Below are 15,604 nucleotides of genomic sequence, written 5' to 3'. Positions count from 1 at the left end.
GAAGGGCAGATGACCTTCATCGCCTAATCGAAGAGAATCGATGTGAAAGTACTAACTGTATTTGGCACGAGGCCGGAAGCCATCAAGATGGCTCCTCTGGTCCATGCGCTGGCAAAGGATCCTCATTTTGAGGCGAAAGTATGCGTGACCGCGCAGCATCGGGAGATGCTCGATCAGGTGTTGAAACTATTCTCCATCACCCCGGACTACGATCTCAACATCATGAAGCCGGGGCAGGGGCTCACCGAGATCACCTGCCGTATTCTTGAGGGGCTGAAGCCGGTCCTGGAGTCGTTTAAACCCGACGTGGTGCTGGTGCATGGCGATACCACCACCACGATGGCGGCGAGCCTGGCGGCGTTTTACCAGCGCATACCGGTGGGCCATGTAGAGGCGGGGCTGCGGACCGGCGATTTAAGTTCGCCGTGGCCGGAAGAGGGCAACCGTACGTTGACCGGGCATCTGGCGACGTACCACTTCGCCCCTACGGAAACCTCGCGGCAGAATCTCCTGCGGGAGAACATTGCCGACAGTCGCATCACGGTGACCGGTAATACCGTCATCGATGCTCTGTTCTGGGTGCGCGATCGGGTTCTGGGCGATGAAGCGCTACGGGAGACCTTGCTGCAGCGCTACCCTTTCATTAGCCACGGTAAAAAAATGATTCTGGTTACCGGCCATCGGCGGGAAAGCTTCGGCCGCGGTTTTGAGCAGATCTGCCAGGCGCTGGCGGAGATAGCCCATATCCACCCTGAGGTGCAGATTGTCTATCCGGTTCACCTGAATCCTAATGTCAGCGAACCGGTGAACCGTATTCTCGGCCATATCGACAACGTGATGTTGATTGAACCGCAGGACTACCTGCCGTTCGTCTGGTTGATGGATCGGGCCTGGCTCATCCTGACCGATTCCGGTGGCATTCAGGAAGAGGCGCCTTCCCTGGGGAAACCGGTGCTGGTCATGCGCGATATGACCGAACGTCCGGAAGCGGTGGCCGCCGGCACCGTGTGTCTGGTGGGCACTGACAGCCAGCGCATCGTCGCGGAAGTGACGCGTCTGCTGGAGGATGATGCCGCATACCAGGCGATGAGCCGCGCGCATAATCCTTATGGCGATGGCGAAGCATGTCGTCGAATTTTGTCTGCACTTAAAAATAATCAGGTAACGCTATGAGTTTTTCTACCATTTCAGTGATTGGCCTTGGCTATATCGGGCTGCCAACCGCTGCCGCGTTCGCCTCCCGGCAGAAGCGGGTGGTCGGCGTTGATGTCAATCAACATGCCGTGGAGACCATTAACCGTGGAGAGATTCATATCGTGGAGCCGGATCTGGCGAGCGTGGTGAAGACCGCGGTCGAGCAGGGGTATTTAAGCGCCACCACCACCCCGGTGGCAGCGGATGCCTACCTGATTGCCGTGCCGACGCCGTTTAAAGATCGCCACGAGCCGGATATGGTGTTTGTCGAGTCGGCGGCAAAATCCATTGCGCCAACGTTAAAGAAAGGTTCGCTGGTGATCCTCGAGTCCACCTCGCCGGTCGGGTCGACCGAACAGATGGCTGAGTGGCTGGCGGAGATGCGCCCGGATCTTAGCTTCCCCCAGCAGGTGGGTGAAGCGGCGGACGTGAATATCGCCTACTGCCCGGAGCGGGTATTGCCCGGTCAGGTGATGGTCGAGCTGATTAAAAACGACCGCGTTATCGGGGGCATGTCGCCAGTCTGCTCCGCTCGCGCCAGCGAGCTGTATAAAATCTTCCTTGAAGGCGAATGTGTGGTGACCAACTCGCGTACCGCTGAGATGTGCAAGCTGACGGAAAACAGCTTCCGCGACGTCAACATCGCTTTTGCCAACGAGCTGTCGCTGATTTGCGCTGACCAGGGCATTAACGTCTGGGAGCTGATCCGCCTGGCGAACCGTCATCCTCGGGTGAATATCCTGCAGCCGGGTCCGGGCGTCGGCGGCCACTGTATCGCCGTCGACCCGTGGTTTATCGTGGCGCAGAACCCGCAGCAGGCGCGTCTAATCCGCACGGCCCGTGAGGTTAACGACCACAAGCCGGAATGGGTTATCGAACAGGTGAAAGCGCAGGTAGCGGACTGCCTGAATGCCACCAACAAACGGGCCAGCGAACTGACCATTGCCTGTTTTGGCCTCGCCTTTAAGCCGAATATTGACGACCTGCGCGAAAGCCCGGCAATGGAAATTGCCGCGCAGATTGCCCGCTGGCACAGCGGCACGACGCAGGTGGTTGAGCCCAACATTCACGCGCTGCCGAAGAAGCTCGACGGTCTGTGTACGCTGGCGACCCTCGATGCGGCGCTGGCCAGCGCCGATGTGCTGGTGATGCTGGTCGATCACCAGGAATTTAAAGCCGTTAGCGGCGATAGCGTCACCCAGGCGTATATCATCGACACCAAAGGAGTGTGGCGGTGAGAACCATTCTGGTCACCGGCGGCGCGGGCTTCATTGGTTCGGCGGTAGTGCGGGAGATTATCCAGCACACCGCCGATCGCGTGGTGGTGGTGGATAAACTGACCTACGCCGGCAATTTAATGTCGCTGGCGACGGTGGCGCAGGATGCGCGTTTCGCCTTTGAACAGGTGGATATTTGCGACCGCGGCGAGCTTGATCGTATTTTCGTTCAGTATCAACCGGATACAGTGATGCACCTGGCTGCGGAAAGCCATGTCGATCGTTCGATTGACGGCCCGGCGGCGTTTATTGAAACCAATATCGTGGGCACCTATACGCTGCTGGAGGCGGCCCGTAGCTGGTGGAATACGCTGGCTACGGTGCAAAAATCGGCGTTTCGCTTCCATCACATCTCCACCGATGAAGTGTATGGCGATCTGCACGGCAGCGATGATTTCTTTACCGAGACTACGCCCTATGCGCCAAGCAGTCCCTATTCGGCCTCGAAAGCCAGCAGCGACCACCTGGTGCGCGCCTGGCTGCGAACCTATGGCCTGCCGACGCTTATTACCAACTGTTCGAACAACTACGGCCCGTATCACTTCCCCGAGAAGCTGATCCCGCTGACGATCCTCAACGCGCTGGCGGGCAAGCCGCTGCCGGTGTATGGCAATGGACAGCAGATCCGCGACTGGCTGTACGTGGAAGATCACGCCAGGGCGCTATATCTGGTGGCGACCCGCGGCGAACCGGGCGAGACTTACAATATCGGCGGTCATAACGAACGTAAAAACATCGAGGTGGTGGAAACCATTTGCGAATTGCTCGAAGCGCTGGCGCCGAATAAGCCGCAGGGCGTGGCGCACTATCGCGACCTGATCGCCTTTGTTGCCGACCGCCCGGGCCACGATCTGCGCTATGCCATTGATGCCTCGAAGATTGCCCGTGAGCTGGGCTGGACGCCGGCTGAGACCTTCACTTCCGGCATGCGTAAGACCGTGGCGTGGTATCTGGCGAACGAGACATGGTGGCGCCAGGTTCAGGACGGTAGCTATCAGGGCGAGCGTCTTGGGCTGCAAGGCTAATCATCTCTGGGGGGAATGATGAAAGGTATTATTCTGGCGGGGGGGTCCGGAACGCGACTGCATCCTATCACCCGCGGCGTGTCGAAGCAGCTGTTGCCGATCTACGATAAGCCGATGATCTACTACCCGCTGTCGGTATTAATGCTGGCCGGGATCCGTGAGATCCTGATCATCACCACGCCGGACGATCTGCGCGATTTCCAGCGCCTGCTCGGCGATGGTTCAGAGTTTGGCATTGCGCTGCACTATGCCGTACAGCCGTCGCCGGATGGTTTAGCCCAGGCGTTTATCATCGGCGAAGCCTTTCTTAACGGTGAACCGGCGTGCCTGGTGTTAGGCGACAACATCTTCTTCGGCCAGAGCTTCAGCCCCAAGCTGCGCAACGTGGCTGCCCGCACGGAAGGGGCGACGATTTTTGGCTATCAGGTGATGGATCCTGAACGCTTTGGCGTGGTGGAGTTTGATGACAACTTCCGCGCGCTGTCGCTGGAAGAGAAGCCGAAGCAGCCGAAGTCGAACTGGGCGGTCACCGGTCTCTATTTCTACGATGGCAAGGTGGCGGAGTACGCCAAACGGGTCAAGCCATCCGAGCGCGGCGAACTGGAAATCACCTCCATCAACCAGATGTACCTTGAAGATGGCGCATTAACCGTCGAACTGCTTGGACGCGGCTTTGCGTGGCTGGATACCGGCACCCACGATAGCTTGATCGAGGCCAGCATGTTTGTGCAGACCGTCGAGAAGCGTCAGGGCTTTAAAATCGCCTGTCTGGAAGAGATCGGCTGGCGCAACGGCTGGCTGGACGACGACGGCGTCAAACGCGCGGCGAAGCGGCTGGAAAAAACCGGCTACGGCCAATATCTGCTGGATCTGCTCCGTGCCCGTCCGCGCCAGTATTGATCCCCTGGAGTGGGAGAACCGCTTCTTTGCCGTTAACAGCGCCGTCGTTCACTTTGACGAGCGTGCGCCGCTGCTGACGCCTGAGGCGCTGGCGGGGTGGTCGCGGGTGCAGGCGAAGGTAGCCGCCAGCGACACCGTCCGGCTCGACGCGCTGCAGCAGCTGGGTTTTCAGCTGGTGGAAGGCGAGGTCGATCTGGCGCTACCGGTGGGCAACCCTGCGGATGCGGGCGCCGACGTCGCCGTGGAGGCGGATATTGCGCCACTGCGCGAGCTGGCGGCGCAGGCCTTTGCCCTGAGCCGCTTTCGTGCGCCCTGGTACGCTGCCGATGCCAGCGGCCGCTTCTATGCCCAGTGGATTGAAAATGCGGTGCGCGGCACCTTCGACCATCAGTGCCTGATTTACCGCCATCCTGAGGGCGATATTCGCGCCTTTGTCTCCCTGCGCCAGCTCAATGCCACCGAGGCGCGTATCGGCCTGCTGGCCGGACGCGGCGCCGGGGCGCAGCTGATGCAGGCGGCGCGGTACTGGGCCGCTTCGCGCGGACTTTCTACACTGCGGGTGGCGACCCAGATGGGCAACACCGCCGCGCTTAAACGTTATATTCTCAGCGGTGCTAATGTGGAAAGCACCGCCTACTGGCTATACAGGTGACCTCATGATCCCATTTAACGCGCCGCCGGTGGTTGGAACCGAGCTTGATTACATGCAGTCTGCGATGAACAGCGGCAAGCTGTGCGGCGACGGCGGCTTTACGCGCCGCTGCCAGCAGTGGATGGAGCAGCGTTTTGGCACGGCAAAAGCCCTGCTAACCCCTTCCTGCACGGCTTCGCTGGAGATGGCCGCGCTGCTGCTGGATATCCAGCCGGGCGACGAAGTGATTATGCCCAGCTATACCTTTGTCTCCACCGCCAATGCTTTTGTGCTGCGCGGGGCGAAAATCGTCTTCGTCGATATCCGTCGCGATACGATGAATATCGATGAAACGTTAATCGAAGCCGCTATCACCGATAAAACCCGGGCGATCGTCCCGGTGCATTATGCCGGCGTAGCTTGCGAGATGGATATCATCATGGCCATCGCCGACAAGTACAACCTGTTCGTGGTGGAAGATGCCGCGCAGGGGGTGATGTCCACCTACAAGGGGCGTGCGCTGGGCACCATCGGCCATATCGGCTGCTTCAGCTTCCATGAAACCAAAAACTACACCGCTGGCGGTGAGGGCGGGGCGACGCTCATCAACGATCGCACGCTGGTGGAGCGCGCGGAGATCATTCGCGAAAAAGGCACCAACCGCAGCCAGTTCTTTCGTGGCCTGGTGGATAAATATACCTGGCGGGACATTGGCTCCAGCTATCTGATGTCCGACCTGCAGGCCGCCTACCTGTGGGCGCAGCTGGAAGCGGCAGAACGCATCAACCAACAGCGCCTGGCGCTGTGGCAGAACTACTATGACGCCCTGCTGCCGCTGGCACGCGCGGGACGTATCGAACTGCCGACGATCCCGGCCGACTGCGGGCAAAACGCGCACATGTTCTACATTAAGCTGCGCGATATCGAGGATCGCAGCAGGCTGATCGCCTGGCTGAAAGAGGCGGAGATCCTCGCGGTATTCCATTACATTCCTCTGCACAGCTGTCCGGCAGGCGAACACTTCGGCGAATTCCACGGTGAAGACCGCTATACCACCCAGGAGAGCGAGCGCTTGGTACGCCTGCCGCTGTTTTACAATCTGTCTGTGGTGAACCAGCGGACGGTGATTAACTCGCTGCTGAGCTACTTCTCCTGATATGTCGTTAGCAAAAGCTTCATTGTGGACGGCGGCATCGACGCTGGTCAAAATCGGCGCCGGGCTGTTGGTCGTCAAGCTGCTGGCCGTCTCGTTTGGGCCCGCGGGCGTTGGCCAGGCCGGTAACTTCCGGCAACTGGTCACCGTACTCGGCGTGCTGGCCGGGGCCGGGATATTTAATGGCGTCACGAAGCTGGTGGCGCAGCATCACGACGATCCCCCGCGCCTGAAGCAGGTGGTGGGCACCTCGTCGGCGATGGTGCTTGGCTTTTCCACACTGCTGGCGCTGGTGTTTTTACTGGCCGCGGTGCCGATAAGCCAGGGGCTGTTCGGCCATACTCATTATCAGAATCTGGTACGGCTGGTGGCGCTGGTACAGATGGGGATCGCCTGGGCGAACTTCCTGCTGGCGCTGATGAAAGGCTTTCGCGATGCGGCGGGTAACGCCTTCTCGCTGATTGCCGGGAGCCTGATCGGCGTGGCGGCTTACTATGCTTGCTACGTGTTGGGAGGCTATCAGGGCGCGCTGCTGGGGCTGGCGTTAGTTCCGGCGCTGGTGGTGGTTCCGGCGGGTATTATGCTCTGGCGGCGGGGTAATATCCCGCTGAGCGCCCTGCGTCCGCGCTGGGATAACGGTCTGGCGGGACAGCTATCGAAATTTACCCTGATGGCGCTGATAACCTCAGTGACCCTGCCGGTGGCTTATGTGATGATGCGTAATCTGCTGGCGGCGCATTATGGCTGGGAGGCGGTCGGTATCTGGCAGGGGGTGAGCAGCATCTCTGATGCCTATCTGCAGTTTATTACCGCCTCGTTCAGCGTCTATCTCCTGCCGACGCTGTCGCGGCTGAGCGCCAAAACGGATATCACCCGCGAGATAGTCAAGTCGCTGAAATTCGTCCTGCCGGCAGTGGCGGCGGCGAGCCTGACGGTCTGGCTGCTGCGCGATTTTGCCATCTGGCTGCTGTTTTCCGATCGCTTTACCGCGATGCGTGACCTGTTCGCCTGGCAGCTGGTGGGCGACGTTTTAAAAGTAGGCGCCTACGTCTATGGCTATCTGGTGATCGCCAAAGCGTCGCTGCGTTTTTATATTCTGACGGAAATCAGTCAGTTCACACTGCTGACCGCATTCTCACACTGGCTTATACCGGCGCACGGCGCGGTTGGCGCGGCGCAGGCGTATATGGCCACTTATATTGTTTATTTCGCCCTTTGTAGTGGCGTGTTTTTACTCTGGCGTAAACGGGCATGACAGCACTGATACATGTACTGGGATCAGATATCCCGCATCATAACCAGACCGTACTGCGGTTCTTTAACGACGAACTGGCCGCCGATCCGCAGGCCAGGAGATTTATGATCGTCGGTGATGAGGCCAGCGTGCGTGATGGGTATCCGGCGCTGGACATCACCTGCTATCCGGGGAAGAAGTCGCTGGCGCAGGCGGTGATTGCGCAAGCCAAAGCCAACCGCCAGCAGCGCTTTTTCTTCCACGGCCAGTTCAATACCGGCCTGTGGCTGGCGCTGTTGGGCGGTGGTATCCGCCCGTCGCAGTTTAACTGGCATATCTGGGGGGCGGATCTGTACGAAAACGCCACCAGCCTGAAGTTCCGCCTGTTCTATCCGCTGCGCCGCCTGGCGCAGGGGCGGGTAGGGCGCGTTTTCGCCACCCGCGGCGATCTGAGCTGGTTCGCAAACCGTCATCCGCGCGTCCCGGGCGAACTGCTCTATTTCCCGACCCGTATGGATCCGGCGCTGAATACCCTGGCCGAAAACGCGCCGCGCGGCGACACGCTGACCATTCTGGTGGGTAACTCAGGGGATCGCAGCAATGAACATATTGCCGCGCTGAAGGCTATTTATCAGCAGTTTGGCGATACGGTAAACGTCATCGTGCCGATGGGCTATCCGGCGAATAACGAGGCCTATATCAATGAGGTTCGTGAGGCGGGGGCGGCGCTGTTTAGCGGTGAGCATCTGCAGATCCTCAGCGAGAAACTGGAGTTTCATGATTATCTGGCGCTGCTGCGCCGCTGCGATCTGGGCTATTTCCTGTTCGCGCGTCAGCAGGGGATCGGCACCCTGTGCCTGCTGATTCAGGCGGGCATTCCCTGCGTGCTCAACCGCGAAAACCCGTTCTGGCAGGATATGACCGAGCAGCATGTGCCGGTGCTGTTCACCAGCGATGCGCTGGACGTCAGCGTGGTGCGCGAAGCGCAGCGCCAACTGGCGAGCGTGGATAAGTCGGGTATCGCTTTCTTCCGGCCGAACTATCTGACGGGCTGGCAGCGGGCGCTACGGTTAGCGGCGGAGGGGCAGGCATGACGTTAATGCAATTTAGCGGGCTGCTGGTAGTCTGGCTGCTGTCGACGCTGTTTATCGCTACCGCCACCTGGTTTGAGTTCCGCCGGGTACGCTTCAACTTCAACGTCTTTTTCTCGTTGCTGTTTCTGCTGACTTTCTTCTTCGGTTTCCCGCTGACCAGTATTCTGGTGTTCCGCTTTGACGTCAGCGTGGCGCCGCCGGAGATTTTGCTGCAGACGCTGCTGATCGCGGTGTGCTTCTACGCGATTTACTACGTGACCTATAAAACGCGGCTGCGTCCGGCATCGCGTGAGGTTGCGCATCGGCCGCTGTTCACCATGAACCGGGTAGAAACCCATCTGGCGTGGGGCATTTTGATGGGGCTGGCGCTGCTGTGCGTTGGCATCTTCTTCGCCCACAACGGTTTCCTGCTGTTTAAGCTCAACTCCTACAGCCAGATTTTCTCTGCTGAAGTCTCCGGCGTGGCGTTGAAGCGCTTCTTCTACTTCTTTATTCCGGCGATGCTGGTGGTCTATTTCCTGCGCCAGGATTATAAGGCGTGGATCTTCTTCCTCGTCAGCACGGTGGCCTTTGGTTTGCTGACCTACGCCATCGTCGGCGGGACGCGCGCCAATATCATCATCGCCTTCGCCATCTTCCTGTTTATCGGCATTATTCGCGGTTGGATCAGCCTGTGGATGCTGGCGGCGGCGGGCGTGCTGGGCATCGTCGGCATGTTCTGGCTGGCGCTGAAGCGCTACGGGATGAACGTCAGCGGCGACGAAGCGTTTTATACCTTCCTCTATCTCACACGCGATACCTTCTCGCCGTGGGAGAACCTGGCGCTGCTGCTGCAAAACTACGATAAGATCGATTTCCAGGGTCTGGCGCCGATGATCCGCGATTTCTACGTCTTTATCCCCAGCTGGATGTGGCACGGTCGCCCGACGATGGTGCTCAATACCGCCAACTACTTTACCTGGGAAGTATTAAACAACCATTCGGGGCTGGCGATTTCGCCGACGCTGATTGGCTCGCTGGTGGTGATGGGCGGCGTCTGGTTTGTGCCGCTGGGCGCCGTGGCGGTCGGGTTGATTATTAAATGGTTCGACTGGCTGTATGAGCTGGGCAACCGGGAGAGCAATCGCTATAAAGCGGCTATCCTGCACAGTTTCTGTTTCGGCGCTATCTTCAACATGATAGTGCTGGCGCGCGAGGGCCTGGATTCGTTCGGCTCCCGCGTGGTGTTTTTCCTCGTGATCTTTGGTATCTGCTTGCTGGCGGCGAAACTGCTGTACTGGTTCCTGGATAGCGTGGGACTGATTCATAAGCGCGTAAAACCGCTTTCGCAACCGCAAGTCTGAGAAGGATGGACATGACTGGGACCATTTCCGCGCCGTTGTACCTGTTAAGAGGGCTGCAGCTCATAGGCTGGCGCGATATGCAGCACGCTCTGGATTATTTGTATGCCGACGGCGTTCTCCGCGAGGGGACGCTGGTGGCGATTAATGCCGAGAAAATGCTGGCCGTAGAGGATAACCCGGAGGTGCGGGCGCTGATTGAGGCGGCGGAGTTTAAATATGCGGATGGCATCAGCGTGGTGCGTTCGCTGCGTAAAAAATATCCGCAAGCCCAGGTGTCCCGCGTGGCAGGGGCCGATCTCTGGGAAGCGTTAATGCAGCGCGCCGGCGCTGAAGGCACACCGGTGTTTTTGGTCGGCGGTAAACCTGAAGTCCTGGCGCAGACGGCGTCCAGCCTGCGCCAGCGCTGGCAGGTGAATATCGTCGGCACCCAGGACGGCTATTTTGCTCCTGAACAGCGCCAGGCATTATTCGAACGCATTCGCGACAGCGGGGCGAAAATCGTCACCGTCGCCATGGGGTCCCCGCGTCAGGAGATCTTTATGCGCGACTGTCGGCGTCTGTACCCGCACGCGCTGTATATGGGCGTCGGCGGCACTTACGATGTTTTCACCGGGCACGTGCATCGGGCGCCGAAGTTCTGGCAGGATCTGGGGCTGGAATGGTTCTATCGTCTGCTTTTACAGCCGAGCCGCATCAAGAGACAGTTCCGCCTACTGCGCTATTTACGTTGGCATTATTCCGGTAAGCTCTGATATTCCACTGCAACCAGGCGAGTTTGCATACATATTCTGTGTAATCTCTTCACTCGCCTGATACTTTATTTGCCATTTCCGCAAAATTAATTAACCATTCGCAGGCTTTATACGCGCGGGGGAGACCTGCGCGTCGGCAAGGCTATGAGTTCAGTTAATAACAATAACCGGGAGTACCCGGAATACGGCAAACACAAGAGGATATATGACTGAGAAAAAAGCGGAGCTCCAGCGTGGACTGGAGGCCCGGCATATTGAACTGATCGCCCTTGGTGGGACGATTGGCGTGGGGTTGTTTATGGGGGCGGCCAGTACGCTGAAGTGGGCTGGACCTTCCGTGCTGCTGGCGTACATTATCGCTGGCCTGTTCGTCTTTTTCATTATGCGCTCAATGGGCGAAATGCTGTTCCTTGAGCCCGTCACCGGCTCTTTCGCGGTGTATGCGCATCGCTATATGAGCCCCTTCTTCGGCTACCTGACCGCGTGGTCGTACTGGTTTATGTGGATGGCGGTGGGCATCTCGGAGATTACCGCCATCGGCGTCTATGTGCAGTTCTGGTTCCCGGAGATGGCGCAGTGGATACCGGCATTAATTGCCGTGGGGCTGGTGGCGCTGGCAAACCTCGCGGCGGTCCGGCTGTACGGTGAAATCGAGTTCTGGTTCGCCATGATTAAAGTGACCACCATTATTGTGATGATCGTCGTGGGCCTGGGCGTCATTTTCTTCGGCTTTGGCAACGGCGGCCACTCCATCGGTTTTGGCAACCTGACCGAACATGGCGGTTTCTTTGCCGGCGGCTGGAAGGGCTTCCTGACGGCGCTGTGTATCGTGGTCGCGTCATATCAGGGCGTGGAGCTCATCGGCATTACCGCAGGTGAAGCGAAAAATCCGCAGGTCACGTTACGCAGCGCGGTGGGCAAAGTGCTGTGGCGGATCCTGATTTTCTACGTCGGCGCGATTTTCGTTATCGTCACCATCTTCCCATGGGATCAAATCGGCTCCAACGGCAGCCCGTTCGTACTGACGTTTGCCAAAATCGGTATTACCGCCGCGGCGGGGATTATCAACTTCGTGGTGCTGACGGCGGCGCTTTCCGGCTGCAACAGCGGGATGTACAGCTGCGGACGTATGCTGTACGCCCTGGCGAAGAACCGTCAGCTGCCGGCGGCGATCGGTAAGGTATCGCGCAACGGCGTTCCTGCCGTCGGCGTGGCGCTGTCGATTCTGATCCTGCTGGTAGGCTCCTGCCTGAATTACATCATTCCTAATCCCCAGCGGGTATTTGTCTATGTCTATAGCGCCAGCGTCCTGCCGGGGATGGTGCCGTGGTTTGTGATCCTGATTAGTCAGCTGCGTTTCCGTCGCGTACATCAGGCAGCGATAGCCAGCCATCCGTTCCGTTCGCTGCTGTTTCCGTGGGCCAACTATTTCACCATGGCTTTCCTGATCTGCGTGCTTGTCGGGATGGGGCTGAATGATGAAACCCGGATGTCGCTCTTTGTCGGTATTATTTTCCTTGCTGCCGTTACCCTGATTTATAAGGTGTTTGGCCTCGGAAGACAGGGACAAATCAATAATCCGGCTGAATAAGCGTCAAAACGAACAAAGCATGAGCAAACGATAATTTTCTTTAAAAAGGCACTAGACAGCGGGGGAGGAAGTCCGTATTATCCGACCCCGCAACGGCGCTAAGCGCCCGTAGCTCAGCTGGATAGAGCGCTGCCCTCCGGAGGCAGAGGTCTCAGGTTCGAATCCTGTCGGGCGCACCATTAACCCGGTGCTGGAGCTGCGGTGGTTTTAATACCGCGTAAAAGGTTTGCAGTGGTGGCTATAGCTCAGTTGGTAGAGCCCTGGATTGTGATTCCAGTTGTCGTGGGTTCGAATCCCATTAGCCACCCCATTATTTGATAGAGTTGTGAATTTGCGAAGGTGGCGGAATTGGTAGACGCGCTAGCTTCAGGTGTTAGTGTTCTTACGGACGTGGGGGTTCAAGTCCCCCCCCTCGCACCACGACTTTAACGAATTGAACTAAAAATTCAAAAAGCAGTATTTCGGCGAGTAGCGCAGCTTGGTAGCGCAACTGGTTTGGGACCAGTGGGTCGGAGGTTCGAATCCTCTCTCGCCGACCAATTTTGAACCCCGCTTCGGCGGGGTTTTTTGTTTTCTGTTACTTCCTGCCATGACTTATTCCCCTGATCTTGCTGATAAAAAATCTTCTCTTTGCTTAAGAATACGCGTCAGGAAAACTCTCAATTCATCACTGTGGTAGATGCAATTTCCCCGGATCCTGTGCGATAATAACCGGGTAGATGCTCATTCCATCTCTTATGTTCGCCTTCGTGCCTCATAAACTCCGGAATGATGCAGAGCCGTTCTTACGGTGCTTATCGTCCACTGACAGATGTCGCATTTATGCCTCATCAAACACCATGGACATTACGTTGAGTGAAGCACCCAATTTGTTGTCAAACAGACCTGTTTTAACGCCTGCCCTGATTTCAGCGCAGGCGTTTTTTTCTTTCAGGGGATCGTCAACGCGAAGGCGGGGGAGAAGCGCTATCGCCCCGCAGGAGGCGATAGCCAGACCAGGTTATTGCTGAGGGTTATTCTGCAGCGTCAGCAGCAGGCCATCGCGGCGCATGGTGGCCGCTTCCTCCGGCTGATGCAGGCGATCCAGGGCATCGGCCAGCCAGGCGTAATCAAAGGCATCCGGACGCTGCTTAAGCGCGGCGCGGAAGGCGATGCTGGCCTCCTGCCATTCACCGTGCCGCATCAGCGACTGGCCCAGGGTGCTCCACAGCAGCGGACGGTCGCCAACGGCTTTGATCTGTTGGCGCAGTACTTTCTCCAGCTGTTCCGGGTTATTGGTCTTCAGGCGCGGGATCGGCATCACCAGACGATCGTCATACTGTTTCTTCAGACCATCAATGATAATTTGCTGCGCGGTATCGTGATCGTCGCTCTCGATGAGGCGCTCGGCCATCGCCACCTGCAGCGGCACCAGCGCCCGCGTTTTACGGCTCTGGTTGCGCCACCATTCACGCAGCCCCTCGCTGCCGCCATCGGCCAGCGCTTTGTCCATCAGGCCAACCCACGCCAGCTGTTCCAGCGCGGCGCGGTGCTCTTCATCGCCGACGTTAGCTTTCGCCATCGACGGAATGATATCCAGCAGCGACTGCCAGGCGCCGGTGCGGGTATAAGCCTGTTCGGCGAGGCGCAGCACTTCCGGATGACGCGGGGTGATCTCCAGCAGCTTATCGATGCCATGGCGCGCGGCGTGATTTTCATTGCGCGCCAGCTGCAGGCGAACGCGGGTGATTTCCACCGGGATCAGATCATCGCCCGCCAGTTCTGTGGCGCGCTCCAGATGCTGGTTAGCCCGCGCTTCATCGCCGCGCTGCTGGGCCGCTTCCGCCGCCAGCAGATAGTTCACCACCGGCTGTTCGGCGTGATCGGCGTTTTTCGCCATCAGCTTCTCAACCTGCTGGTAATCACCTTCCGCCAGCTTAAGCAGCGCCTGCTCGGTTTGCTTACGCGCGCGACGGCGTTTACGGCCGACAAACCAGCCGCGCGTATGCGCCCCGGTGCGGAAAATGCGGCGCAGCAGCCATTCAATGGCGAACAGCACCACCATGGCGAGGATCAGGATAATCACCAGCCCGGTCACGCTGGTCTCGATATTGTAGTTATCAGTCTGGATCAGGACGTAGCCCTGATGGCCGGCGATCATCGGGCCAAGCACGATCCCGGCGATCAACAGTGCGAAGAGTAAAAGAATTTTCAGCATGCGTTACTCTCCTTGCGGCGCAGCGGGGGCGGCCGGTGCAGCAGGTGCAGACGGTGCAGGTGCGGGCGCGCCGCCCGCGGAAACGGCAGGCTGCGCCATCAGATTACGCACCCGGGTCTGCATCAGTTTTTCCAGCAACGCCTGGCTCTGCAGCGTCTCCGGCACCGTCATGGTAATGCTTTGCTGACTGAGTTTATCCACCTCTTCAAGAAAGGCTTTAGTGGTGGCGTCATCGGTATCGTAATAGGCGCGTACCCAGGTCGAGACGTTATCCAGCGATTGTTTCCAGGTCTCTTCCTGATGGCGCGGCACCGCCTGCGCGGCGACCAGCAGGCGAGAGCGAATATTTTCCCGCAGATAGATATCCTGATTCGGCGCCAGCAGCGGGACCGCCGTTTCATCGCGGCGGCGCACGGTGATAAAGCTGTCCATAAAATTCTGCCAGCTTTTCTGCAGATTGATGCGCCATTCGCTGATGGAGCTGGAGAGCTCATCGCTATCAGAATCCATCGGCGAATCGTCATCGTTATTATCCGCCAGCCGCAGGTTATCGATTTGGTTCGCCAGCTGATTAACCTTGAGGATCATGCCGTCGTAGTCCACCTGGTTCACCGCGGAGAGAGTGGCGATGTCGTCGGTAATCGCCCGGCGGGCGCCGATCAGGCTCGGGTCATTCATGTCGGCGAGACTGGCGTCGGCGCTTTTCAGCAGCGCGGCGGCGGTGGTGACATCCTGATCGCTCCACAGCTTACGTCCCGCCAGCTTGACGAGGAAGTCGGCCTGGGCCAGCAGCCAGGTTTTGGCGTCGCTACCGGAAATGACCGCCACTTTTTGCTGGACTTCGTCCAGCTGTTTGGCCAGCGTCTCCTGCTGGCGTTTGGCTTCGTTTAGCTGGTCGGCCTGCTGTTTGATAATGCCTTCCAGTTCGCTTTTTTGGCTCTCCTGCGCTTTTTGCAGCGCCGCGACCTGGCTTGATAATTCAGAGGTGGTTTCGTTTTGACGCGAGGCCTGCTGTTTGTTCAGGCCATACAGACCGATACCGGCGGCTATCGCAATGGCGATAGCGATCGCGCTGAGCGCCAGGCTGGTTTTGTTGCCAGCCTTCTTCTTATCAGTGTTCTCTGGCTGTGGTGTGGTCTCCACGGCCTCCCTGGTCTCTTCAACCACGGCGGATTGATTTTGTTGTTCCGTCATTATGGCTTCCAATGTTGAG

Annotated in this window: 13 protein-coding genes and 4 tRNA genes; 15 read left to right on the top strand and 2 right to left on the bottom strand. The window is 58.4% G+C overall.

From position 1 onward, the window contains the following. Window positions 1-42 precede the first annotated feature (42 nt). From wecB to ACQUTP_RS24020, 15 genes are all read left to right on the top strand, one after another. On the top strand, window positions 43-1,173 hold the full coding sequence (gene wecB, locus ACQUTP_RS24090; RefSeq protein ID WP_285756492.1) for a non-hydrolyzing UDP-N-acetylglucosamine 2-epimerase: 1,131 nt from the start codon (window positions 43-45) through the stop codon (window positions 1,171-1,173). Beyond that, the gene (gene wecC, locus ACQUTP_RS24085) at window positions 1,170-2,432 is read left to right on the top strand and encodes a UDP-N-acetyl-D-mannosamine dehydrogenase (RefSeq protein WP_017899408.1); all 1,263 of its coding nucleotides are present in this window, start codon (window positions 1,170-1,172) and stop codon (window positions 2,430-2,432) included. Before wecB ends, wecC begins: the two co-directional genes overlap by 4 nt. Beyond that, window positions 2,429-3,496: a dTDP-glucose 4,6-dehydratase gene (rffG, locus tag ACQUTP_RS24080; RefSeq protein WP_017899407.1), complete on the top strand. Its 1,068-nt coding sequence runs from the start codon at window positions 2,429-2,431 to the stop codon at window positions 3,494-3,496. The genes wecC and rffG overlap by 4 nt, the downstream gene beginning before the upstream one ends. 18 nt (window positions 3,497-3,514) lie before the next feature. Further along, on the top strand, window positions 3,515-4,396 hold the full coding sequence (rfbA, locus tag ACQUTP_RS24075; protein WP_065878519.1) for a glucose-1-phosphate thymidylyltransferase RfbA: 882 nt from the start codon (window positions 3,515-3,517) through the stop codon (window positions 4,394-4,396). Continuing rightward, window positions 4,374-5,048: a dTDP-4-amino-4,6-dideoxy-D-galactose acyltransferase gene (gene rffC / locus ACQUTP_RS24070; RefSeq protein ID WP_004886833.1), complete on the top strand. Its 675-nt coding sequence runs from the start codon at window positions 4,374-4,376 to the stop codon at window positions 5,046-5,048. Before rfbA ends, rffC begins: the two co-directional genes overlap by 23 nt. A gap of 4 nt (window positions 5,049-5,052) precedes the next feature. Beyond that, complete coding sequence (rffA, locus tag ACQUTP_RS24065; protein ID WP_004886831.1) at window positions 5,053-6,183, top strand: dTDP-4-amino-4,6-dideoxygalactose transaminase; 1,131 nt, start codon at window positions 5,053-5,055, stop codon at window positions 6,181-6,183. A gap of 1 nt (window position 6,184) precedes the next feature. Beyond that, window positions 6,185-7,435: a lipid III flippase WzxE gene (gene wzxE / locus ACQUTP_RS24060; RefSeq protein ID WP_100098561.1), complete on the top strand. Its 1,251-nt coding sequence runs from the start codon at window positions 6,185-6,187 to the stop codon at window positions 7,433-7,435. Continuing rightward, complete coding sequence (locus ACQUTP_RS24055; protein ID WP_004886826.1) at window positions 7,432-8,508, top strand: TDP-N-acetylfucosamine:lipid II N-acetylfucosaminyltransferase; 1,077 nt, start codon at window positions 7,432-7,434, stop codon at window positions 8,506-8,508. Before wzxE ends, ACQUTP_RS24055 begins: the two co-directional genes overlap by 4 nt. Further along, the gene (gene wzyE / locus ACQUTP_RS24050) at window positions 8,505-9,851 is read left to right on the top strand and encodes an ECA oligosaccharide polymerase (RefSeq protein ID WP_004886822.1); all 1,347 of its coding nucleotides are present in this window, start codon (window positions 8,505-8,507) and stop codon (window positions 9,849-9,851) included. The genes ACQUTP_RS24055 and wzyE overlap by 4 nt, the downstream gene beginning before the upstream one ends. Window positions 9,852-9,862: 11 nt before the next feature. Continuing rightward, entirely contained in the window at window positions 9,863-10,603 is a 741-nt protein-coding gene (gene wecG, locus ACQUTP_RS24045) for a lipopolysaccharide N-acetylmannosaminouronosyltransferase (RefSeq protein ID WP_004886818.1), read from the top strand. Window positions 10,604-10,808: 205 nt separating this feature from the next. Then, window positions 10,809-12,194, top strand: coding sequence for a bifunctional threonine/serine APC transporter ThrP (gene thrP, locus ACQUTP_RS24040; protein ID WP_004886813.1), 1,386 nt, complete (start codon window positions 10,809-10,811; stop codon window positions 12,192-12,194). 102 nt (window positions 12,195-12,296) lie between these two features. Then, window positions 12,297-12,373, top strand: a tRNA-Arg gene (locus tag ACQUTP_RS24035). Between the two features lie 55 nt (window positions 12,374-12,428). After that, window positions 12,429-12,504, top strand: a tRNA-His gene (locus ACQUTP_RS24030). Window positions 12,505-12,527: 23 nt separating this feature from the next. Further along, window positions 12,528-12,614, top strand: a tRNA-Leu gene (locus ACQUTP_RS24025). Window positions 12,615-12,656: 42 nt separating this feature from the next. Further along, window positions 12,657-12,733: transfer RNA gene (locus ACQUTP_RS24020), tRNA-Pro, on the top strand. A gap of 461 nt (window positions 12,734-13,194) precedes the next feature. On the opposite strand, the gene hemY is transcribed toward ACQUTP_RS24020, so the two are convergent. After that, complete coding sequence (gene hemY, locus ACQUTP_RS24015; RefSeq protein ID WP_004886811.1) at window positions 13,195-14,391, bottom strand: protoheme IX biogenesis protein HemY; 1,197 nt, start codon at window positions 14,389-14,391, stop codon at window positions 13,195-13,197. A 3-nt stretch (window positions 14,392-14,394) separates the two neighbouring features. Continuing rightward, on the bottom strand, window positions 14,395-15,585 hold the full coding sequence (hemX, locus tag ACQUTP_RS24010) for a uroporphyrinogen-III C-methyltransferase (protein WP_004886808.1): 1,191 nt from the start codon (window positions 15,583-15,585) through the stop codon (window positions 14,395-14,397). Between the last annotated feature and the right edge of the window lie 19 nt (window positions 15,586-15,604).

The sequence above is a fragment of the Klebsiella sp. 2-CIP_Kleb. genome (assembly GCF_050378715.1).
Classification (GTDB): Bacteria; Pseudomonadota; Gammaproteobacteria; order Enterobacterales; family Enterobacteriaceae; genus Klebsiella; species Klebsiella quasipneumoniae.
The sequence above is the reverse complement of the archived record's forward strand: the minus strand, read 5'-3'. Positions and strand labels throughout refer to the sequence as shown.

Coding starts and splice junctions, on each gene's coding strand:
- wzyE (WP_004886822.1), top strand. CDS start 8,505: ATGACGTTAATGCAATTTAGCGGGCTGCTGGTAGTCTGGCTGCTGTCG.
- wecG (WP_004886818.1), top strand. CDS start 9,863: ATGACTGGGACCATTTCCGCGCCGTTGTACCTGTTAAGAGGGCTGCAG.
- hemY (WP_004886811.1), bottom strand. CDS start 14,391: ATGCTGAAAATTCTTTTACTCTTCGCACTGTTGATCGCCGGGATCGTG.
- hemX (WP_004886808.1), bottom strand. CDS start 15,585: ATGACGGAACAACAAAATCAATCCGCCGTGGTTGAAGAGACCAGGGAG.
- thrP (WP_004886813.1), top strand. CDS start 10,809: ATGACTGAGAAAAAAGCGGAGCTCCAGCGTGGACTGGAGGCCCGGCAT.
- rffA (WP_004886831.1), top strand. CDS start 5,053: ATGATCCCATTTAACGCGCCGCCGGTGGTTGGAACCGAGCTTGATTAC.
- ACQUTP_RS24055 (WP_004886826.1), top strand. CDS start 7,432: ATGACAGCACTGATACATGTACTGGGATCAGATATCCCGCATCATAAC.
- wzxE (WP_100098561.1), top strand. CDS start 6,185: ATGTCGTTAGCAAAAGCTTCATTGTGGACGGCGGCATCGACGCTGGTC.
- wecC (WP_017899408.1), top strand. CDS start 1,170: ATGAGTTTTTCTACCATTTCAGTGATTGGCCTTGGCTATATCGGGCTG.
- rfbA (WP_065878519.1), top strand. CDS start 3,515: ATGAAAGGTATTATTCTGGCGGGGGGGTCCGGAACGCGACTGCATCCT.